Origin of the sequence: Desulfoferula mesophila, assembly GCF_037076455.1 — a bacterium.
In the GTDB taxonomy this organism is placed as follows: domain Bacteria; phylum Desulfobacterota; class Desulfarculia; order Desulfarculales; family Desulfarculaceae; genus Desulfoferula; species Desulfoferula mesophila.
In genome coordinates this window covers 3,646,322-3,666,951 of record NZ_AP028679.1, presented here as the reverse complement: position 1 = coordinate 3,666,951, position 20,630 = coordinate 3,646,322, and the positions used below count along the sequence as shown (strand labels likewise).

Annotated in this window: 21 protein-coding genes and 1 tRNA gene; 10 read left to right on the top strand and 12 right to left on the bottom strand. The window is 65.9% G+C overall.

The window, feature by feature from the left end:
• Positions 1 to 200: 200 nt before the first annotated feature.
• Complete coding sequence (locus AACH32_RS16785) at positions 201 to 632, top strand: hypothetical protein (RefSeq protein WP_338602012.1); 432 nt, start codon at positions 201 to 203, stop codon at positions 630 to 632.
• Here AACH32_RS16785 and AACH32_RS16780 read toward each other — a convergent pair.
• Positions 629 to 1,318, bottom strand: a complete 690-nt coding sequence (locus AACH32_RS16780) for a rhomboid family intramembrane serine protease (protein WP_338602009.1) — start codon at positions 1,316 to 1,318, stop codon at positions 629 to 631. The genes AACH32_RS16785 and AACH32_RS16780 overlap by 4 nt on opposite strands.
• Positions 1,319 to 1,503: 185 nt before the next feature.
• Here AACH32_RS16780 and bla point away from each other — a divergent pair, with 185 nt between their 5' ends.
• Genes bla through AACH32_RS16755 form a run of 5 tightly spaced genes read left to right on the top strand, consistent with a single transcriptional unit; the run spans position 1,504 to position 5,824 of the window.
• Complete coding sequence (gene bla, locus AACH32_RS16775; RefSeq protein ID WP_338602007.1) at positions 1,504 to 2,430, top strand: class A beta-lactamase, subclass A2; 927 nt, start codon at positions 1,504 to 1,506, stop codon at positions 2,428 to 2,430.
• 17 nt (positions 2,431 to 2,447) lie between these two features.
• A complete protein-coding gene (gene miaB, locus AACH32_RS16770; RefSeq protein ID WP_350341593.1) occupies positions 2,448 to 3,785 on the top strand; it encodes a tRNA (N6-isopentenyl adenosine(37)-C2)-methylthiotransferase MiaB in 1,338 nt (445 codons plus the stop codon).
• Positions 3,782 to 4,255, top strand: a complete 474-nt coding sequence (locus AACH32_RS16765; RefSeq protein ID WP_338602002.1) for a bifunctional nuclease family protein — start codon at positions 3,782 to 3,784, stop codon at positions 4,253 to 4,255. The genes miaB and AACH32_RS16765 overlap by 4 nt, the downstream gene beginning before the upstream one ends.
• A gap of 25 nt (positions 4,256 to 4,280) precedes the next feature.
• Complete coding sequence (locus tag AACH32_RS16760; protein WP_338601999.1) at positions 4,281 to 4,940, top strand: histidinol phosphate phosphatase domain-containing protein; 660 nt, start codon at positions 4,281 to 4,283, stop codon at positions 4,938 to 4,940.
• Between the two features lie 38 nt (positions 4,941 to 4,978).
• On the top strand, positions 4,979 to 5,824 hold the full coding sequence (locus AACH32_RS16755; protein WP_338601998.1) for a YkgJ family cysteine cluster protein: 846 nt from the start codon (positions 4,979 to 4,981) through the stop codon (positions 5,822 to 5,824).
• Here AACH32_RS16755 and AACH32_RS16750 read toward each other — a convergent pair.
• A complete protein-coding gene (locus tag AACH32_RS16750) occupies positions 5,770 to 6,357 on the bottom strand; it encodes a thermonuclease family protein (RefSeq protein ID WP_338601995.1) in 588 nt (195 codons plus the stop codon). The genes AACH32_RS16755 and AACH32_RS16750 overlap by 55 nt on opposite strands.
• Entirely contained in the window at positions 6,354 to 7,283 is a 930-nt protein-coding gene (locus AACH32_RS16745; protein WP_338601993.1) for an MBL fold metallo-hydrolase, read from the bottom strand. Before AACH32_RS16745 ends, AACH32_RS16750 begins: the two co-directional genes overlap by 4 nt.
• 73 nt (positions 7,284 to 7,356) lie before the next feature.
• On the opposite strand from AACH32_RS16745, the gene AACH32_RS16740 reads away from it, so the two are divergent.
• Entirely contained in the window at positions 7,357 to 7,557 is a 201-nt protein-coding gene (locus AACH32_RS16740) for a hypothetical protein (RefSeq protein ID WP_338601991.1), read from the top strand.
• Between the two features lie 14 nt (positions 7,558 to 7,571).
• On the opposite strand, the gene AACH32_RS16735 is transcribed toward AACH32_RS16740, so the two are convergent.
• Genes AACH32_RS16735 through AACH32_RS16725 form a run of 3 tightly spaced genes read right to left on the bottom strand, consistent with a single transcriptional unit; the run spans position 7,572 to position 11,767 of the window.
• Positions 7,572 to 8,279 carry a ubiquinone/menaquinone biosynthesis methyltransferase gene (locus tag AACH32_RS16735; protein ID WP_338601989.1) on the bottom strand — a complete coding sequence of 236 codons (708 nt, stop codon included), beginning with the start codon at positions 8,277 to 8,279 and terminating at the stop codon, positions 7,572 to 7,574.
• Positions 8,276 to 10,024: a DUF6178 family protein gene (locus AACH32_RS16730; RefSeq protein WP_338601987.1), complete on the bottom strand. Its 1,749-nt coding sequence runs from the start codon at positions 10,022 to 10,024 to the stop codon at positions 8,276 to 8,278. Before AACH32_RS16730 ends, AACH32_RS16735 begins: the two co-directional genes overlap by 4 nt.
• 6 nt (positions 10,025 to 10,030) lie before the next feature.
• The gene (locus AACH32_RS16725) at positions 10,031 to 11,767 is read right to left on the bottom strand and encodes a radical SAM protein (RefSeq protein ID WP_338601984.1); all 1,737 of its coding nucleotides are present in this window, start codon (positions 11,765 to 11,767) and stop codon (positions 10,031 to 10,033) included.
• Between the two features lie 129 nt (positions 11,768 to 11,896).
• On the opposite strand from AACH32_RS16725, the gene AACH32_RS16720 reads away from it, so the two are divergent.
• The gene (locus AACH32_RS16720; RefSeq protein WP_338601981.1) at positions 11,897 to 12,358 is read left to right on the top strand and encodes a hypothetical protein; all 462 of its coding nucleotides are present in this window, start codon (positions 11,897 to 11,899) and stop codon (positions 12,356 to 12,358) included.
• A gap of 55 nt (positions 12,359 to 12,413) precedes the next feature.
• Here the strand turns inward: AACH32_RS16720 and AACH32_RS16715 are convergent, their stop codons facing one another.
• Positions 12,414 to 12,752, bottom strand: coding sequence for an IscA/HesB family protein (locus AACH32_RS16715; RefSeq protein ID WP_338601978.1), 339 nt, complete (start codon positions 12,750 to 12,752; stop codon positions 12,414 to 12,416).
• A 164-nt stretch (positions 12,753 to 12,916) separates the two neighbouring features.
• Between AACH32_RS16715 and AACH32_RS16710 the strand changes: the two genes are divergently transcribed.
• Positions 12,917 to 13,765 carry a 50S ribosomal protein L11 methyltransferase gene (locus AACH32_RS16710; protein ID WP_338601976.1) on the top strand — a complete coding sequence of 283 codons (849 nt, stop codon included), beginning with the start codon at positions 12,917 to 12,919 and terminating at the stop codon, positions 13,763 to 13,765.
• A gap of 30 nt (positions 13,766 to 13,795) precedes the next feature.
• Entirely contained in the window at positions 13,796 to 15,013 is a 1,218-nt protein-coding gene (locus AACH32_RS16705; protein WP_338601973.1) for an anion transporter, read from the top strand.
• A gap of 77 nt (positions 15,014 to 15,090) precedes the next feature.
• On the opposite strand, the gene AACH32_RS16700 is transcribed toward AACH32_RS16705, so the two are convergent.
• The 5 genes from AACH32_RS16700 to AACH32_RS16680 all read right to left on the bottom strand — a co-directional run bounded on the left by AACH32_RS16700 (position 15,091) and on the right by AACH32_RS16680 (position 20,559).
• Positions 15,091 to 16,248, bottom strand: a complete 1,158-nt coding sequence (locus tag AACH32_RS16700; RefSeq protein ID WP_338601971.1) for a hypothetical protein — start codon at positions 16,246 to 16,248, stop codon at positions 15,091 to 15,093.
• A gap of 397 nt (positions 16,249 to 16,645) precedes the next feature.
• Positions 16,646 to 17,803 carry a hypothetical protein gene (locus AACH32_RS16695; protein ID WP_338601969.1) on the bottom strand — a complete coding sequence of 386 codons (1,158 nt, stop codon included), beginning with the start codon at positions 17,801 to 17,803 and terminating at the stop codon, positions 16,646 to 16,648.
• A gap of 394 nt (positions 17,804 to 18,197) precedes the next feature.
• On the bottom strand, positions 18,198 to 19,352 hold the full coding sequence (locus tag AACH32_RS16690; protein ID WP_338601966.1) for a hypothetical protein: 1,155 nt from the start codon (positions 19,350 to 19,352) through the stop codon (positions 18,198 to 18,200).
• Between the two features lie 463 nt (positions 19,353 to 19,815).
• Positions 19,816 to 19,892: transfer RNA gene (locus AACH32_RS16685), tRNA-Pro, on the bottom strand.
• Positions 19,893 to 19,941: 49 nt separating this feature from the next.
• Positions 19,942 to 20,559 carry an NUDIX hydrolase gene (locus AACH32_RS16680; RefSeq protein WP_338601964.1) on the bottom strand — a complete coding sequence of 206 codons (618 nt, stop codon included), beginning with the start codon at positions 20,557 to 20,559 and terminating at the stop codon, positions 19,942 to 19,944.
• Positions 20,560 to 20,630 lie beyond the last annotated feature (71 nt).

The window sequence follows — 20,630 nt, the reverse complement described above, 5'->3', positions numbered from 1 at the left end:
CTGAACTCCCCTTGGTACTGCTGATTGGCCGTGCGGGCTATTTCAGCATAGCACCCCCCAGGAACCGGGCCAAGAAGAGGATGTGTTTTTACTTGGCTCCGGGGGTGGCGGCGTGCTACCAAATCTTTTAATATGAGCGGATAAGGACGCCTCGGTTCCAAAGGGGCGGCCCTCACCGGCAATATACAAGGAGAATCCCCATGCCCCGCAGCCTGAGAGTCATAGTTCTGTGCGCCTTGCTTGTGACGATGCCTCTGATCATGGCCATGGGCACGGGGGGTGACGAAGTGCCCACCCGCATCCCCGAGCCCAAGGTCAACTATCTGGTCACCCTGACCGACCTGGGCGGCACCTCGGTGGAGCTGAGCCACTTCTCCATCGCGGGCGTGGCCTTTTTGGCCGGAGACATGGGCCGGGGCGAGCTGGCCGTTCCATTGGACCAGGTCAAGGAGGTGCTCATCCGGCACCATGAGGGCGAGTACAAGGCCGAGGTGGCCCTGAAAGACGGCAAGACCGTGACCATCAGCGTCAAGGGCAGCCTGAAGGCCACCGGCAAGACCTCTTACGGCAACTACCGCATTCCCCTGGAAGAGGTGGGCAGCATCAAGCTACGGGGCGTCAAGCACGATTAGGAGACCAGGCGCGGGCCGCGACTCCGGGGCCCGCCCGCGCGGGGCAGGAAAAAGCGGATAAGCACCAGTCCCACCACGAAGCCTCCGATATGGGCCATCCAGGCCACCCCCGGCCCGCCGCTGCCCAAAATCTGGAACAGGAACCAGACCCCCAGCACGATCACCGCCGGCACCCGGATCAACTGTACGAAAAAGAAGAACCAGATCAGCACCACCACGTTGGCCCGGGGGTACAAGAGGAAATAGGCCCCCAGCACCGCGGCGATGGCTCCCGAGGCCCCGATCATGGGCAGCTGCGAGGCGGGATCGGCCAGCACGTGGGCCAGGGAAGCCAGCACCCCGCCCACCAGATAGAAAACCACGAAGCGCACCGGCCCCAGGCGGTCCTCCACGTTGTTGCCGAAAATCCACAGATAGAGCATGTTGCCCGCCAGGTGCAAAAAGCCGCCGTGCAAGAAGACCGAGGTGACCAGGGTCAGGGGCTGGGGAAACCAGGCCAGGGGCTGGGGCACTTCCAGCGCGCCGGTGAGCAGGGCGGGCACCACGCCGTACTGGTAGGCGAAGATCATCTCCTGCTGGGGCGACATCGTGAACTGGTAAAGATAGACCAGCACGTTGAGCGCGATGAGGCCCAGGGTGACGTAAGGGGTTCCCTGGAGCGGATTTTCGTCGCGGATGGGTATCAAGACGGCTCCTGTGCTCCGGTTGCCGGCCCGCGCTTGCGCCGGTGGGGGCCATGGGTATAGTTTTTAGCATATTTGCCGAGGAACAGGCTCGCGCCCCAGCCTCAAATAATACAAGATGATCGCCTTTCGTGGCGGCTGATCGTCCCAATAACGCGGTTTTGTTGATTATTGCCGAGGTATCTCCCGTGCGCCAGGTCCGGGTCGTTGTCATAGCGTTCTTTTTGGCCGGCCTGCTCGCGGTGCCTACGGCCCCGGCGGCCTTGGCCCAGGGCAATGCGTTGGCCAAACGCATCGCGGCCATCGCCGCGCCCCTGAAGATGCGGGTGGGGGTGGGCCTAATAATGATCGAGGACGGGCGGGTGGTGAGCTTTCACGGCGATCAGCGCTTTCCCATGCAAAGCGTGTTCAAGCTTCCCGTGGCCCTGGCCGTGCTCAGCGCGGTGGATCAGGGGCGGCTCGCCCTGGAGCAGGAGATAGTCGTCAGCCCCGGCGACCTGCGGCCCCATACCTGGAGCCCCCTCCGGGAGAAATATCCCCAGGGCGCCAGGCTGCCCTTGGCCGAGATCCTGCGCTACACCGTGGCCCAGAGCGACAACAACGGCTGCGACATCCTGCTGGGGCTCCTGGGCGGTCCGGCCACGGTGAACGATTTCATCCACGGCCTGGGCATAAAGGACATGGCCATCCGCTACGACGAGGCGCGGATGCAGCGGGATTGGCAGGCCCAGTTCGCCAACTGGAGCACGCCCCTGGCGCTCGCCCGCCTGCTGCGGCTTTTTTATCAGGGCAAAATTTTGTCGCCCCCCAGCACCGCTTTTCTCCTGGAAGTGATGCTTAACACCCAAGCGGGGGCTGAACGGATCAAGGGCAACCTGCCCCCAGGAACCCCGGTGGCCCACAAGACCGGCACCTCGGGCACCAGGGACGGGGTGAGGGCCGCCTTGAACGACGTGGGCATCATCACCTTGCCCAGCGGCGGGCATCTGGCCGTGGCGGTGCTGGTGAGCGACTGCCGGGAAAACCGCGCCACCGGCGAAAAGGCCATCGCGGCCATCGCGCGGGCGGCCTATGATCATTTTAGCGTCGCGGACAAGCCATCCCCGGCTGATTAGCGTAGAATATTAGTATGATAGAAACCAAGAAAAAGGTTTGTCTGCGCACCTTCGGCTGCCAGATGAACGCCTATGATTCCAAGCGCATGGCGGGCATGCTGGCCGAGATGGGCTACGCCCAGGTGGCGGAGCCGGAAGCGGCCGATTTGATCGTGCTCAATACCTGCTCGGTGCGCCGCCTGGCAGAGGAGAAGGTTTACTCCTACGTGGGCGAGCTCAAGCGCCTCAAGCGGGAGAAGCCCTGGCTTTTGATCGGGGTGGGCGGCTGCGTGGCCCAGCAAGAGGGCGACAAGCTGCTGAGGCGCCTGCCCCACCTGGACTTCGTCTTCGGCCCCGACGCCCTGAACCGCCTGCCCGAGCTGGTGACCCAGGCCGCCAAGGGCAAGCGCCAGGCCCTGACCAAGCTGGGGCCGCCCTCGGCCCCGGCCCAGATCATCGTGCCCGCCGAGCCCGGCCTCAGGGCCATGGTCACGGTGATGACCGGTTGCGACAACTTCTGCTCCTACTGCGTGGTGCCCTATGTGCGGGGCCGGGAGCGCTCGCGGCCGGCCGGCGAGGTGCTTGAGGAGGTGGCCGCCTTGGTGGCCGCGGGAGCGCGCGAAATAACCCTGCTGGGCCAGAACGTTAACTCCTACCGCGACCCGGACGGCGGCCTGGACTTCGCGGGGCTCCTGGGGCGAGTCAACGACGTGCCGGAGCTTTGGCGCATCCGCTTCACCACCAGCCACCCCAAGGACCTGAGCCCCAGCCTCATCGAGGCCATGGCCGGGCTGGAAAAGGTGATGGAGCAGATGCACCTGCCCGCCCAGTCGGGCAGCAATCGCATGCTCAAGGCCATGAATCGGGGCTACACCAGGGAGCGCTATCTGGAGCAGGTGAACCTGCTTAGGCAAAAGGTGCCCTCGGTGGCCCTGGGCAGCGACATCATCGTGGGCTTCCCCGGAGAAACCCGCCAGGATTTCGAAGAGAGCTTGAGTCTGCTAAGGGAAGTCCGTTACGATTTCCTCTACAGCTTCAAGTATTCCGACCGGCCCTTCACCAAGGCGGGCCGTTTGGAGAACCAGCTGGAGGAAGAGGTCAAGAGCGAGCGCCTAGTGGAGTTGCAGGCCCTGCAAAGGGAGATCGGCCTGGCCGAGCACCAGGCCCAGGCGGGCAAGCTGGAAGAGGTGTTGGTGGAAGGCCCGGCCAGACACGGCGAGGGCCTCATGAGCGGGCGCACGCGCGCCGGCCGGGTGGTCAACTTTCCCGGTACGCCGGAGTTGGCCGAGAGCCTGGTGATGGTGCGCATCACCGAGGGAAGGGAAAACTCTCTGGCCGGTGAGCTGCTGCCGGCCCCAGGAGCAATTTCGGCATGATCCATATGAAGGTACAGGGATTGACCATCGATCCGGCCACCAACAGCCCCATCATAATTTTGCAGGAGCTGACCGGCGAGCGCACCTTGCCCATCTGGATCGGCCTGCTGGAGGCCACCGCCATTGCCAGCGAACTGGAAAAGGTAACCTTTTCCCGGCCCATGACCCACGACCTGGCCTTGAGCCTGATAACCCACATGGGCCGCAAGATTCTCAAGGTGGAGGTCACCGCGCTCCAGGACAACACCTTTTACGCCCAACTGTATTTGCAGGACGCCGCCGGAGAGGTGAGCACCGTGGACTCGCGGCCCTCGGACGCCATCGCCCTGGCCCTCAGGGCCCAGGCTCCTATCTTGGTGGCCGAGGAGGTGTTGGCCACCGCCGCCGCGTCCCCGGCCCAGGGTGACAAGGAGTGGAAGGACCTGCTGGAGTCCATGGACCCCGAGGACTTCGGCAAATATAAGATGTAACCAGGCCCACCCGGAGAAGTCCCTAATGATCGATCTGCACACCCACACCTTGTTCAGCGACGGCGAGCTCCTGCCCGCCGAGCTGGCCCAGCGGGCCCAGGTCTTGGGCCTGGAGGCCCTGGCCTTCACCGACCACGCGGACATGAGCAACCTGGAGATGGTTTTGCCCCGCCTGCTGGCCGCGGCGGCGGAGTTGGACCGCCACCACGCCATGCGCCTGCTGGCCGGGGTGGAGCTGACCCACCTGCCGCCGGCGCTCATTGGCCCCTATACCCAAAAGGCCCGGGCCATGGGGGCCCAGATCGTGGTGGTGCACGGCGAGAGCCCGGTGGAGCCGGTGGCGCCGGGCACCAACCGGGCGGCCATCGAGGCCGGGGTGGACATCCTGGCCCATCCGGGGATGATCACCCCCGAGGAATGCGCCCTGGCCGCCGACAAGGGGGTTATGCTCGAGATCAGCGCCCGGGGCGGGCACAGCCTGGGCAACGGCCGGGTGGCCTCCCTGGGGCGAGCCGCCGGGGCGGGCCTGGTGATCAACACCGATTCCCACGCCCCCCGCGATCTCATCGACCACGCCTACGCCCAAAGGGTGGGACGCTTTGCCGGACTGAGCGGGGAGGAGGTGGAGCAGTGCTTCGCCCGCTCGCGGGCCCTGGTGGAGCGGGCCCTGGGGGTCAACGTCTAGCTCTCGCGCGACGTGCGGGCTAGGCCGGGAAGGCACGCTTGACCGACCAGCAACAGATGACCCAGCGGCTGGAGCGGGCCCGCCAGGCGGGGCCCGGCGCCCTGGCCCAGGCCTGCGCCGCTCTGCTGGCCGAGGCCAGGGGGGTGGATTCGGCCGCCGCCGCCCGCGCCGTGGGCCACGACCGCGCGCTAGCCGGGCTCATCGCCGAGGCGGCCCCGGCCGCCCGCCTGGCCGCCTGCCTGGCCGACCTGGCCCGGGCAAAGCGCTGCCTGGGCTGCGCCACCTGCTGCCGCGCCTCCAGCCCCACCCTCTATGCCGAGGACCTGCCCCGCCTCAAGGCCGTCGGGCTGGGATGGGAGAGCCTGGTCACCCTGCGGGCCGGGGAGCGGGTGCACTCCGCCCGCCTGGGGGGCTTGCAAACCCTGGAGCGGGAGTTGATCAAGCTGCGGGAGCGGGGTGGCAGTTGCGCCTGGCTGGGAGGGGGCGGCTGCCGCATCTACGAGCAGCGTCCCTTGCAATGCCGCTGGCTGGAGTGCTGGTCCGGGCGTCACGCCGGGCAACTGGAGGAGCGCCCCCGCCTGAGCCGGGCGGAACTTTTGGCCGACGACCCCACCGCCCTGGCCCTGGCCAAGGAGTACGAGGTGAAGCTGCCCGCCGAGGCGCTGCACCAGGCCCTGGCCCAGGTGGCCCGGGGCAGGGATCAGGCTCCGGCCCTGAGCCTCTTGGAGCTGGATCACCACCTGCGCCAGGCCATCGCCGAGCGCTACGGCTACCGCCCCCAGGCGCTGTACTTGGTGCTGGGCCGCCCGGCCGTTGAGGTGGCGGCCAACTACGGCTTGGAGTTGAGCCTGAAGGGGGTGTCCCCGGTCCTGCGTTCCAGATAATAGGCCTCTCCAGGGGCCCACAGCCCCCGCCGCTCCCAGCGGGCCTCGCTTTCCGCATTCATGAAGGCGCTTTTGTGCCGGTAATTAAAGGACCGGTAGGCCTTGGCCCAGCCCTGGGCGATCATCTCCTGGTTGAGCATCCGCCCGTCGGCGATATACACGAAGGCCAGCAGGCGGCCGTAACGGTCGCGCTTGTGGCTCTGGGGCCGCCCTTCCTTGAGGCGCACCGTGTCGCCCACCGCCACCATCTTTAGCAGGGCCTGGCGGCTGGCCGCGCCCGCCTGGGCCTCCTGGGTGGCGCTGCGCCCGGCGTTCTTGGCCTTGCGGGCCAGGGACTTGCTGTGGGACGTCTCCGGCGCGTCCACCCCGATGAAGCGCACCAGTTCGGTCTTGCCCTGATAGTGGATGGTGAGGGTGTCGCCGTCGTTGACCCGGGCCACCTCGGCGCTGAAGCCCCCGGCCCGGGCCGGCAGGGCCAGGCAGAGCAGGCACAGCAGGAACGCGCCGCCTCGGGATATCGCCGCGCGCCTCATGGCAGGGGTACCCGGAGCCCGTCGTGGGCCACGGTTACCGGCATGCCCAGGCCCTGGTCCGCGAAGACCCGCTGGGCCAGGGCCTGCCAGGAGGCCTGGTCGCGGGGTACGGGATAGGGCTCGCCTTTGGGGTCCTTGAGGGGATCGCCGGGAGCGTATTTTTTAAGGATGGCGTTGGCGGGCTCGTCGCCGGGGACGAAGTCCTGACAGGAGAGGTGGGCCAGGTAGACCCGCTTCGGTCGCCAGGCGGCGAGCAGCGGCAAGGCCCGTTGCAGGCTCAGGTGGTTGGCCCGGTTCTCCTGGGGCTCGTGCACGAAGTGGCTCTGGCACACAAGGAGGTCCAGGCCCGCGAAGCCCTGGGGGGCCTCCACCCGCAGCAGGTCGCTGGTGTAGCCCAGGCGCAGGGGACCCTGATCGGTGGCCAGGGTGAGCACGTAGCCCACCGCGCCCTTAGCCATGGCGCCGTGATAGGTTTTTACCGGGCGGGCGGCCAGCGCGGGGCCAAAGGGCGAGCCAATGAGTTCCTCCCCCGGCACGGCCAGGCGCTTTTCCAGAAGGCTGCCCAACAGGTAGCCGAAACGGGGCTCGATCTGCTCCCAGGCCGAGGCCGTGGCGTAGACCGGGATGGGTTGCCAGTCCCCCGGCGGCACGGCCCGGCGGAAGCACAAGAGTTCGTCCAGGCCTAGATAGTGGTCGCCGTGCTCGTGGGTGATGAGCACCGCGTCGGGCCGGGGCAGGTCCTCGCGCATGAGCTGGGCCCGCAGGTCCGGTCCGGGGTCGATGAGCAGACGGGCCGGGCCGTCGAGCCACAGGCTGGTGCGGGTGCGGCTTTCGCCGATGGCGCGCAGATGGCGGCAGGTGGCGCAGGGGCAGCGGTGCTCCGGCAGGCCCCAGGCCCCGCCGGTGCCCAGAAAAATCAACTCCATGTTATACTCTCCCCAAGGGCCGCCACGGCCCCCTGGCGATCAATTTAGCACTCTTGGGGAGCTACACAAAGCCATGGCCAAAAACAACCTCGCCAAGGAAAAGGAACCCCTGCGGGTGGCGGCCTACCTGGTCATGGACGCCGAAGCCCTGGAGCGCGCCCGCAACAAGGCCGCTCGGCACCGCGTGCCCTTTGCCGACTATCTGGAGGAGGCGGTGCGCCTCTACGGCAAGGTGTTGGACAAGAAGGTCAGCGTGGTGCCCCGCCCCATCTAGTCTTTCGTAAATCCCTACAGCGGTCGCTCGGCCACGTGCAGCCAGGCCACGCCCTTGGTGAGGGCATGGCTGCGCGGCGCCACCAGCCCGGCCTCGGCCATCTCCTGCCGGAAGGCGGCCGGGGTGGGGAATTCCATGATGGTCTCGGCCAGGTAACGGTAGCCGAACTCGTCGCCGGAGATCAGCCCCCCGATCTTGGGCAACAGGTGCATGAGGTAGCGCCGGTACAAGCGGCGCACCAGGGGCCGCTGGGGGGTGGTGAACTCCAGCACGTAGACCCGCCCGCCCGGCCGCAGCACCCGGCGCACCTCGGTCAGGGCCGCCACCCTGCGGGGGATGTTGCGGATGCCGAAGGCGATGCTCACCGCGTCGAAGGTGGCCGCGGCAAAGGGCAGGGCGGTGCCGTCCCCGGCCATGAGCCGCACCCGGGCTCCCCGGCGGGCCACCTTGGCCTTGGCCGGGCCCAGCATGGCCGGCACCAGGTCCAGACCCACCACCAGGGGCTTCTGGGGCAGGGCGGCCTCGGCCAGGGCCAGGTCGCCGGTGCCGGTGGCCACGTCCAAGACCTTGGCCCCCGGCCCCAGGCGCATGGCCCGGGCGGTGAAATCGCGCCAGTGCAGGTCTTGCCCCGCGCTGAGCACGTGGTTGAGCAGGTCGTAGACCGGCACCACCTGGTTGAAGATGCGCCGCACCTGGCTGATCTGGGTGGCCTCGTCCCTCACGCCTCCACCACCAATCCGGCGATGAAGCGCGGGTCCATCTCGCCCTCGGGGTCCAGACGGGCCAGCTCCAGGCTCAGGTGCTGCAAGACCCCCCGCAGGGCGCGCCCGGCCAGGGAGGCCTGGGCCGGGTCGGGCAGGGCGCGCAGCGACTCGGCCAGTTCGTCCTCCAGGCCGTGCTTGAGAGCCTTTTGCAGGGCGGTGACCGCCTCGCGCAGGCGCGCCGCCGGTATGGGGGCCAGGCCCTCCAGCCCCAGCTCGCGGCGGGCCAGCCAGGTGCCCAGCACGTGGCTCAGCTTGATGTCGGTGGGGTCCTCGGGCGAGAGGTGCTCGCCCTGGTAGAGCCCGCGGATGTCTTCGACCTTCAGGGCCAAAAGCTCCAAGAGCAAAGTGCCCCAGAAGGCGGCCTGCTTGATGGCGCTGTCCGCCGTCTCCACATCGGCCAGGTTGATGAAGGCCCGGTACTCGCGGTTTTGCCCCAGATTGGGGTCGTAGCAGCGGGGTCGGGCGTAGACGAGCCCGGCCAGCCAGCGGTCCAGGGGCGGCTCCAGGATGTGCAGGCCGGTGGGCATCCGGCTCAGCCAGCCCTCCTTGGCCAGGGCCCAGGCCCGGCGGTTCAGATCCCGCACGGCCGCCGCGCCCTGGCGGGCCAGGGCGGCCAGGCTCAGGCGGCTCACCACCTCGCGGGCCTTGACCGGATCGCCCCCCGAGAGCACCCCCAGGCCCAGGTTGACCAGGCCCAGGCTTTCGCGGGCCGCCCGCTCCACCTCCTCGGGGTGGGCCGGGTCGGCCTCCAGGGCGGCCACCCCGCAGGAGGCGATGTAGGCCAACTCCGCCCGCAGCAGGTCCCCGGCCTCGCCGGTGAGCTCCCCGGCCAAGGCGGGCAAAAATTCCTGCTCGGGCAACATGGCGCTCAGGCGGTCGGAGCGGGGCGCGGCGCGCTCGGTGACCGAGGCCTTGGGGGGCAGGTCTTGCCAGGCGCTCTCCCCCGGCGCCGGGGCGGCCCACAGCTCCAGGGCCTCCAGGCGGGTGGGGAAGCCATGATCGGCCAGGCGGCCGGAGCGCCAGCGGTTGGCGTATTCCTGCAGCTCGGCCGTCTGCTCCCACAGGGCGGCCTCCAGGGTCCGGTAGTAGGCCTCGGGCATCTCGCTCTTTAGCAGCACCAACACCTGGGCCACGAAGCCCTGGACCTTGGGGTCCACGAACTCGAAGAAATACACCCCGTCGATGGTGAACTCGGGCAGATCGTCGGGCGGCTCCTGCTGCTCCTGGCTGGGCAAAAACTTGACGATGCGCACCCAATGGCGCAGCAGCAGGGCCAGCACCTCCATGTCGGTGTTGGCCAGCCAGCGCTGCAGGCGCTTGGCCCCGGCGTCCAGGATCATGGGCAGCCAGATCTGGTAGCGCTCCGGGGCGAAGTTTTCCTTCCACCAGCCGGTGAGGTCCAACAGGTAGGTCAGCTGCTCGTCGCTGCACAGCTCGATGAGCGCCCCGGCGTCCTCGGGGCCCACCTCCAGGACGGTGGTGGCGAACTCGTCCGGGGGCAGCTGTTGGGCGAGCTCCCGGCTGTCGGCGGCCAGGACGATGAGGCGCTCGCGCTCCACGCCCTTGGCGGCCAGCACGGTGCGCAGGCGCTGTTCGCGGCTAAGGCCGTGCCACACGGCCTCGGCCCGGCGGGGGTCGTCCTGGGCCAGTTTCAACAGGGCGGCGGGCCCTGGAGCGGGGCTGGGGGGGGTCTGGTTAGCCATTATTCCTCAGGAGCATGCGCCGCAGCGGCGGCAGGTGTCCGGTGCGCAGACCGGGCTTTGTTTTTGGGTCCGGGACCGCTCGGCCTCATTCCAAAGATAGTCGCGGCTTATGCCGTGGTCAATAAAGTCCCAGGGTAAAAGCTCGTCCTTTTCCCGCCGGCGGTGGGCGAAAAACTCCGGGTCCACGCCGGCTTCGCCGTAGGCCCTCTCGGCGGGCAGCCCCTGGGCCAATATCTCCAGCAGGGGGGTGAGGCGGCGGTCGCCCCGGGCCAGCACCGCCTGCAAACGGGCGTACTTGGGCACGTCGCTGATCACCTTGAGGTTGGCCGCCCCGGCCAGGGCCTTTTGCACCTTCTTGACCCGCGCCTTGATGAGCTTCAGCGGGGCCATGGGCTCCCACTGGAAGGGGGTGAAGGGCTTGGGCACAAAGGCGTTGAGGCTCACGGTCACCCGCCCCAGGTGCCCCTTGGCCCGGGAGAAGCTCACCACCTGCTGGCGCAGGGAACGCACCAGGTCGATGAGCTCGTCGATGTCCCCCTCCTGTTCGCCGGGCAGGCCCACCATGAAGTAGAGGCGCAGGTTGGGCACCCCGGCGCTGATCAGGGTCTCCACCGCCCGGCCCAGGTCGTCCTGGTCCAGGTGCTTGTTGATGATGTCGCGCAGCCGCTGGCTGCCCGCCTCCGGGGCCAGGGCCACGGTCTGGTGGCGGCTGGCGGCCAGGGCCGCGGCCAGCTCCGGGCTCAGGCGGTCGGCCCGGAGGCTGGACACCGACAGGCTGCCCCCGGCGGCCACGATCTCCCCCGCCAATCTGGCCACGTCCTCGATGTCGCTCACCGCCGCCGAGACCAGGCCCAGCTTGCCGCCTTGGGCCGCGGTGGCCAGGGCCAGGGGCGCGAAGTCGGATGCCTGGCCCAGGCGGGGCGGGCGATAGATGTGCCCGGCGGCGCAGAAACGGCAGCCGTGGCCGCAACCCCGGCCCACCTCGATGAGGGTCATTTCCCCGAACTCCACCCCCGGGGCGCTGATGACGCTGCGGGCCAGGCCCGCCGCCGGGCCCCGGTACTTGGGAGCGGCCACTTGGGGGGGCAGGCCCTCTTCCGGGGTAAAGGAGGCCAGGGTGCCGTCCGGGGCGTAGGCGGCCTGGTAGAGCGAGGGGGCGTAAAAGCCCGGCACCCGTTGGGCCATGGCGCGCAGGGCCTCTTCCTGGCCTAGGCCGCCCAGGGCCGTGAAGGCCTCCAAAAAGGGCTCCAGCACCACCTCGGCCTCGCCCAGCACAAAGGCGTCCATCACCTCGGCCAGGGGCTCGGGGTTGAGCATGGGATAGACCCCCCCCGCCACCACCCAGGGGCCCCGCCGCGAGGCCCGGCGGGTGCCCAGCCCGGCGTGGGCCAGCATCTTGATGAGGTTGGGGGCGTCGTTTTCAAAGCAAAGGCTGGCCAGCACCAGGTCGAAGGAGGCCACCGGCCGCGAGGACTCCAGGGTGAGCAGGGGGGCGCCGCTCTTGGCGTAGAGGGGCTCCTCGGCCCGGCCCGGCAAAAAGGCCCGCTCGCACAGGGCGTCCGAGCGCTGATTGATGATGCGGTAGATGGCGTGCAGGCCCAGGTTGGCCATGCCCACCTGGTAGGTGTTGGGAAAGATCAGGGCCACGTTGAGCCGCCCGCCGGGGTCCTTGACCACCGCGCCGGTTTCGGCGTCCAGCAGGGCGCGATGATGTTGGGCCAGGGGCCAGGTGGAGGAGGGCAAGGGCGGATAATCCTTTGCTTTGGTAAGTCGGCCTAAGTAGTGTAAATATAGCACAGGCCCCCGTTATAGGCCCGGCATGGGCCAAGGGGCGGGGATGCGCCGTGGGAGCCACAACCAGCGGGAGAAACCATGGATGAGGTAAAAAACTTGGAGTTCCTCAGGGCCGTAGCCGCCGCCGGGGACAAGGCCAACATGTGGAGCGCCGGCGAGACGGTGGGCCTGGACCGGGGGGCCACGGAAAGCCTGAGCCTGGAGCTGATGGACCAGGGCTATCTGGAGATGGCCAGCCTCAGCGGGGCCATACGCCTGACCGCCAAGGGCGGCGAGGAATTGCAGGGCGCGGCAGAGGCCGAAAAGGCCCCGGACCTGGAGGCGCTTTTGAATCGCATCGCCGGCTGGAGCCTGGATCTGGGCCCCACCGCCGCCAGAGACCTCAAGGCGGACCTGGCCACCCTGCGGGCGGCCCTGGGGCGCAGCCGTCCCCTAAACCCGGTGATCAAGTCCTGCCTGGCGGCCATCGACGGGGCCTTGGAAAAAGCAGGCAACTCCGCGGGGGATTTGCGGAGCCAGTTGGCCGCCTTGCATCCCTGAAAATATCCCGGAGACGGGCAATGAGGCCCGCCTCCGGATTATGCAGGTCTTATATCTAGTGACCGCAGCTGGAGCAGCCGCCGCTGGTGGAGCAACTGTCGCCCTCGGAGACCAGGGGTTTCTCGGCGTTTACCGTGAAGCCCTGTTGCCAGCCGTTGTCCACGAAGTCCACCGTGATCTTGCCGCTGTTGGAGGACAGATCCTTGTCGATAAGGTAGGTCAGACCGTCAACCTCGTACTTGTCGTCGTTTTCCTTTGGTTCATCCAGAACCAAGCGCAGGCTGGGGCCACCTCAGCCGCCGCTTTGCAGGAAAACCCGCAAGGGCTGGTCCAGATCCTTTTCCTTCATAAAGCCCTGGATGGCTTTGCTGGCCGCGGGGGTAACTTCGACCATGATGTATCCTTTCCGTACTGGGAACTTTCTAGAGTTCATCTCTATGTCATAGAATATGGCAATTGAAAAGGCCTTTCGCAAGTGGCCAAATTGATTTTTCTACTATTTTGGTGTGAAATTCCTCACTTGAGGGGGGTGGCCGGGGGCCGGCAGGGGGCAGTCTCATGAGCCCCGATGCCTGGCTGGAGGCCCGTTTTCATCTGCCCACGGCCCAGGAGGGCCGGGCCCTGGGGCGCCGGCTGCGCCAAGCGGGCGCCCTCAAGCTGATGCAGCAGGGACCGGAGATGATTTCCCTGTGGTCACAGGTAGATGGCTTGGCCCAGCGACTGGAGGACCTGGCCAGGGAACAACGCCTGGACCCGCCCCGCACCCAGCTTATCCAGGCCCCGGATCCGGCCCAGGCCTGGTGTTCTTCCCGGCCCATTCCCTTGGGTCCGGGCCTGGCCTTGGCGCCGGCCTGGATGGGTATCAGGGCAACGAAAAAAATATTGATTATCGATCCTGGAACCGCCTTCGGGGCGGGCGATCACCCCAGCACCCTGCTCAACCTGGAGTTGCTGGCCCGTCTGGCGGCCGGGGAGCATGGCCGTTTGCCTTCCGGCCCGGCGGCGGACGTGGGGGCGGGCACCGGCGTGCTGGCTTTGGCCCTGGCCCTCAAGACCGAGAGGCCGGTGCTGGCCCTGGACCCGGACCCGGCCAGCCGCCGGGCCACGGCCCGCAACCAGGCCCTCAATCCCCTGGCCGGCCCCCTGGTGGGCTTCGCCCTGGCCGACCACCGGGCCCTGGCCGGGCCCTGCGCCCTGGTGGCGGCCAACCTGCCGGGGCCCATCCTCAAACTGGCCGGCCCCACTCTGGTCCGGGCCCTGATGCCTGGGGCCTGGCTGGTGGCCAGCGGCTTTCGCGAAGAGGCTGATGAGGATATAATCCGCTTTTTTGAGGGGTTGGGGCTGGTGGCGCAGGCCCGGCGGCGCGCCGGGGGTTGGCTGGCCCTGGGTCTTTGTAAACAAGCTTGAGGGCGGGCGGCGAGCCCAGGGCGCGGCGGCATGAGCGGCTTGATTGCGGCGGTGGTGTTCCTGGTATACCTGGGCATGTTCCTGGGGCGGATTCCCGGCCTGGCCTTGGACCGCACCGGAGTGGCCCTCTTGGGGGCCATCGTCCTGGTGGCCACCGGGGAAGTGCCCATGGAGCGGGTGGGCCTGGCGGTGGATCTACCCACCCTGGCCCTCTTGTTCGGCCTGATGATCGTATCGACCCAACTGCGCCTGGGCGGTTTCTACACCTGGGTGGTGCGCCGCCTGGCCCGGCTGCACCATTCCCCGGTCGTGCTTTTGGCCCAGATCGTGGCCGTCGCCGGGGTACTGTCATCGCTTTTGGCCAATGACATCGTTTGCTTGGCCATGGCCCCCGTCCTGGTGGAGCTTTGCGCCCGGCGGGGCCTGAACCCGGTGCCCTATCTGCTGGGCCTGGCCTGCGCCGCCAACGTGGGCTCCGCGGCCACCCTCATCGGTAATCCCCAGAACATGCTCATCGGCCAGGTGTTGGGGGTGCCCTTTGCCGGCTACCTGGCCGACGCCCTGCTCCCGGCCGGGGCCGGCTTGGCCGCGGTGTGGCTGGTGGTGGCCCTGAGCTTTCGGGGCCGTTGGCGGGGGTCCACTCCGGTCCCCCGGTTGGAGACCCCGCCCTTCGAGCTTTGGCAGACCCTCAAGGGCGCGGCGGTGCTGCTGAGCCTGGTGGGGGCCTTTTTGTTCAGCCCCTGGCCCCGCGAGGCGGCGGCCCTGGCCGGGGCGGGCCTTCTGCTCTGTTCGCGCCGTATGAACACCGGCCGCATCCTGGGCCTGGTGGACTGGCCCCTGCTGGTGCTGTTCATCGGCCTGTTCGTGGTCAATTACGGTCTGGCCCAGTCGGGCCTTTTGGCGCGCCTTACCGGGGGCTTGGCCGCCATGGGGGTGGACCTGGCTCAATCGGCCTGGCTTTTCGCCCTGTGCGCCCTGCTGTCCAACCTGGTGTCCAACGTTCCGGCGGTGATGCTGCTGTTGCCTTCGGCCACCGCACCGGGAGGGGGGGCGGTGCTGGCGTTGTCCTCCACCCTGGCGGGCAACCTGTTCATCGTGGGCTCCATCGCCAACATCATCGTGGTGGAGCAGGCCGCGCGCCTGGGGGTGCGGGTATCCTGGGGCCAGCACGCCAGCGTGGGGGCGCCGGTCACTCTGCTCACCCTGGGGATGGCCGCGGCCTGGCTCTGGCTGCGCTGGCCGGCCTAGGCCGCAACGCCAAGAAAAAGAGGCCGGGGCGCTGGGCCCCGGCCTCGGTCGTTCAGTTCTAGACTGGTTGGTCGAGCTTAGAAGATGAAGCGGAACTGAACGCCTAGCAGCCACTCGTTGCCGGCATCGGTGCCGTCGGAGTTCTTGTCGTAGTCGTAGTAGGCGAACTCGGGGTGGATACCGAAGTTCTGGGTGAACTGGTAGGGCACGGCCACAAAGGCGCCCCAGCGCTCGATGCTGTCATCGCCGCCGCCGGTGCTCCACTGGTCGTTCTGGAAGTTCTCGTAGCCGAAACCCGCGGTGATCATGAGCTTGCCGATGGTGTATTCGCCGGCCAGCAGGCCACCGTAGATGATGGTGTCCTCGACCTCGCCACTGGCGTTGACCGTGGGAGCGGTGGTGTCCTTGGTGTAGAAGGGAATCTCACCGAAGAAGTTCTGGCCGTAGTGAGCCTGGAACTTGGCGGTGAAGGCGCCGGCGCTGAACTTGACGGGCAGCACGATGGCCCAGGTGTCCCAGTTCTCGCCGAAGCCGATGTTGTCACCCTGCTCATACTGGTGCTGGCTCCACATGACGCCGGGGTTGGTCATGAAGGCGCCGAACTTGAACATACCGGTCAAGCTCATGCGGGGCACCTGATAGTAGAAGTCCTGGGTGGCGGCCGGAATGATGGTGCCTTCCCAGAAGGAGTCGGAAGCGCTGGTGGGCTGCTCCACCGCGAACTGCACGCCCCACTGCTCGGTGCTGTAGGTGATTTGCGCCTGGGGGATACGACCACCCCACGCGAAGCCCCAGCCGAACATCAACAGGTGCGAGTTCTCGCTGAGACCCACGTACTGCTTGGGAGCGTAGGCCGAGGAGCCGAACCAGTTGTCGGTCTGGCCGGCCAGGATGCGGCAGTTGCCCACGCGCCAGTAGCCGTAGGCATAACGCAGGCTGGTGGTGGCGGAGCCGTTGAGGGACTTCAGGCCCAACTCGATGCGGCCACCCACGTTCTTGTCCACGCTGTAAAAGCGGGCCCGCAGGTAGCTGTGCCCAGGCAAGTTGACGAACCAGCCGCCCACGGAGGTCTCGCCGTTGCGGGTCTGCTCGGCGCTTTGCTGCTGCCAGCCGATGTCGGTCAGCATACGAGCGGCCATGTCAAAGGTGTAGCTCGGCGCTTCCGCCGCCATGGCCGGGGCGGCGATGGCCAGCATGGCCGCCAGCGCCACCAAAATAGTCAATAGCTTCTTCATGATGTTTTCTCCGTTTTCTCCTTGATGGTATGCGCCCCCACCATCGAGGGCGCCTCCCAAGGCCCCGCTGCCGAACGGGGCCTTGTGTCCAGTATTGTATAGCTACTGAACAAAAGTCTTATGTTATATATCTCTCATTTATTTCAAATTGCAAGCAGAAAATTTAATAATTTATTTAACAGTAAAAACAATCATATAAATGATTAGGCACCAATAATATGTGACTAATTAACATTTTTTATTAATAAGCTTAAACAAAAAGGATGAGGGCGCCTGCCGCGGATGGGCGGGGGCCTGGGAGGATTGTCCGGTGGCGGGCGAGGCGGTGGGGGCAAAAAAGCGGCCGGGGCGCGAGGCCCCGGCCGCTTTGGGCGCTATTTAGGCGTTCAGGATCGTCTTAGAAGATGAAGCGGAACTGGACACCCAGCAACCACTCGTTGCCGGCGTCGGTGCCGTCGGAGTTCTTGTCGTAGTCGTAGTAGCTGAACTCGGGGTGGATACCGAAGTTCTTGGTGAACTGGTAGGGCACGGCCACGAAGGCGCCCCAGCGGCTGATGCTGTCGTCGCCGCCGCCAGTGCTCCACTGGTCGTTCTGGAAGTTCTCGTAGCCGAAGCCACCGGTGATCATGATCTTGCCGATGGTGTACTCGCCGGCCAGCAGACCGCCGTAGACGATGGTGTCCTCGACCTCGCCGCTGGCGTTGACCTTGGGAGCGGTGGTGTCCTTGGTGTAGAAGGGAATCTCACCCCAGAAGTTCTGGCCGTAGTGCGCCTGGAACTTCAGGGTGAAGGCGCCGGCGGTGTACTTGGCGGGCAACACGATGGCCCAGGTGTCCCAGTTCTCGCCGAAGCCAAGGTCGTCGCCCTGCTCATACTGGTGCTGGCTCCACATGACGCCGGGGCTGGTCATGAAGGCGCCGAACTTGAACATAGCGGTCAAGCTCATGCGGGGCACCTGGTAGTAGAAGTCCTGGGTGGCGGCCGGAATGACGGTGCCGTCCCAGAAGGTGTCGGAGGCGCTGCTGGGCTGCTCCAGGGCGAACTGGATGCCCCACTGCTCGGTGTTGTAGGTGAACTGCACCTGGGGGATACGGCCGGGCCACACGAAGCCCCAACCGAACATCAGCAGGTGCGAGTTCTCGCTGAGACCCACGTACTGCTTGGGAGCGTAGGCCGAGGAGCCGAACCAGTTGTCGGTCTGGCCGGCCAGGATCCGGCAGTTGCCCACGCGCCAGTAGCCGTAGGCGTAACGCAGGCTGGTGGTGGCGGAGCCGTTGAGGGACTTCAGGCCCAACTCGATGCGGCCACCCACGTTCTTGTCCACGCTGTAAAAGCGGGCCCGCAGGTAGCTGTGGCCGGGCACGTTGACGAACCAACTGCCCACGGAGGTCTCGCCGTTGCGGGTCTGCTCGGCGCTTTGCTGCTGCCATCCGATGTCGGTCAGCATACGAGCGGCCATCTCAAAAGTGTAGCTCGGCGCAGCCGCAGCCATGGCCGGGACGGCGACGGCCAGCATGGCCGCCAACGCCACCAAAATAGTAATCAGCTTCTTCATGATGTTTTCTCCGTTTTCTCCTAGGTGTCATGCGCCTTCCCCCTTGGAAGACGCTCCTCAAGGCCCTGCTGCCGGGCAAGGCCTCGTGTCCGGTGTTGTATAGCTACCGAACGATGTTCTATGTGTTTTTACCTTGTAATAAATTCAAAAGGCAAGCGATAAGTGGCACATTAAAAAGTAAATGAAATTAATATCATATAAATTAGCAACTAAATTTGTGTGAATAAACGGCGAACTTGTTTACATAGCTAAAATAAACCGGATTGAGCCTTGCCGGTTGACGGGCGTTGGCAGGCGGGCTGTTGGGCAGGGATTCGGGCAGTGGGGCAAAAAAGCGGCCGGGGCGCGAGGCCCCGGCCGCTTTGGGGTGATTTTTTAAGAGTTCAGGATCGTCTTAGAAGACGAAGCGGAACTGGACACCCAGCAACCACTCGTTGCCGGCGTCGGTGCCATTGGAGTTGTTGTCGTAGTCATAGTAGCTGAACTCGGGGTGCACACCAAAGTTCTTGGTGAACTGGTAGGGCACCGCGATGAAGGCGCCCCAACGGCTGATGGTGTCGTCGCCGTTGACGGACCACTGGTCGTTCTGGAAGTTCTCGTAGCCGAAACCACCGGTGATCATGATCTTGCCGATGGTGTACTCGCCGGCGATCACGCCGCCGTAGATGATGGTGTCCTCGACCTCGCCGCTGGCGTTGACCGTGGGAGCGGTGGTGTCCTTGGTGTAGAAGGGAATCTCACCGAAGAAGTTCTGGCCGTAGTGGCCCTGGAACTTCAGGGTGAAGGCGCCGGCGGTGTACTTGATGGGGAGCACGAAGGCCCAGGTGTCCCAGTTCTCGCCGAAGCCCAGGTTGTCGCCCTGCTCATACTGGTGTTGGCTCCACATGACGCCGGGGTGAGTCATGAAGCCGCCGAACTTGAACATGAAGGTCAAGCTCATGCGGGGCACCTGATAGTAGAAGTCCGTGGTGGCGGCCGGAATGACAGTGCCCTCCCAGAAGGTGTCGGAGGTGCTGGTGGGCTGCTCCAGGGCGAACTGCACGCCCCACTGCTCGGTGTTGTAGGTGAACTGCACCTGGGGCACACGACCGGGCCACAGGAAGCCCCAGCCGAACATCAACAGGTGGGCGCTCTCGTTGAGACCCACGTACTGTTGAATGTGGTAAGCCAGGGAGCCGAACCAGTTGTCGGTCTGGCCGGCCAGAATGCGGCAGTTGCCCACGCGCCAGTAGCCGTACGCGTAACGCAGGCTGGTGGTGGCGGAGCCGTTATAAGAGGCGAGGCCCAACTCGACACGGCCACCCACGTTCTTGTCCACGCTGTAGAAGCGGGCTTGCAGGTAGCTGTGGCCGGGCATGTTGACAAACCAGCTGCCGACGGAGGTTTCCTTGTTGCGGGTCTGCTCGGCACTCTGCTGATCCCAACCAATGTCGGTCAGCATGCGGGCGGCCATCTCGAAGGTGTAAGTCGGTGCTTCCGCCGCCAAGGCGGGAATCGCCACCGACATAGCCATCATGACCGCGACGGCAATGATTACTAGCCTTTTCATATGCCTTTTTCTCCTTAAAGAATTAAAAGCAGCGCGCTCGGTCATTCGCTTTCTCCTGACCCCAAGCGCCACCTTTCCGGCTGGAGGCTCGCGGGCTCACCCCTGCCTTGTTGCCGACCAACCGTAACGGGCCGTAGTCCGTCTAGCAAAATATAAATGAAATAAATAACAGTCGTTTAAACTAAATAGCAATACAAATGCATAGCATGCAAATAATCGTATAGCAGCTTAAAATACGGTAATATTGCCGTTAAATAGCAAGATCAAATGGTTGCTGAACAGGGAAGACGCGTCCAGGCGGCGCGGTTATTCAAAGCCTTTTTGCCGCTGGGGCATGAAGCTCTAAAAACCGCTCGAAAAGTGGAGGGCCCCGGGGCGGGTCTGCCATGTCCTGGGGGGGATGGAAAGCGAAAATAAAGTCAGGGGCTCCGGTTAAGGAGCCCCTGACTCGCGCGGTCTTGGATGGTCGGGACGACTGGATTTGAACCAGCGACCCCTGCGTCCCGAACGCAGTGCTCTACCAGTCTGAGCCACGTCCCGACATGGGTTTACTTGTCTACCGCAGGGCCCCGCTTCTGTCCAGCCCTTTTTATCCGGCCAACGCAGCTATTTGTCCGGCGGCGGGTCCCACCGCTTCGAGGAAGTTGAGCAGGATGCGCATGGTGGCTCCCCAGATCATGTCTTGGCCCTGGTACAAGGCGATTTGCCTGAGGGGCATGCCCTCCCAGGTCATGTCAACGGTCTGGTAGTTTTTCTTCTCCAGCAAGCGGGCCAGGGGCACCAGCACCACCCGCTCCACCTCCACCGGGTTGGGCTTGAAACGGGCCGCCGGGTCCATCAGCCCCAGATAGGGGGTGACCAGGAAACCGGTCACCGTCACCACCTGGTCCAGGCGGGAGATCAGCTCCACCTCCCGGGGCGGCACCCCCACCTCCTCGTGGGTCTCGCGCAGGGCGGTGGTCTTGTGGTCCGGGTCCTCGGGGTCCACCATGCCGCCGGGGAAGGATATCTGACCCGCGTGGGAGGGCAGGGTTTCGGTGCGTTTGGTGAACACCACCTGGACCCGCTTGCCGTCGTCCCAAAGCGGCATGAGCACCGCGGCGGGGCGCACCTGCTCCAGACTTTCACGGCCGGGCCGGTGGTTTTCCAGGGCTTGGCACAGGGCCTGGGCCACCGCTAGTTGGCGCTGGGTGAATTGCTCGTTCATAGAATATGACCTTACCCCAGCCGGGGCCGGGGGAAAAGGCCCGGCGCGCAAAAAGGGGCCGCCGACGCTTG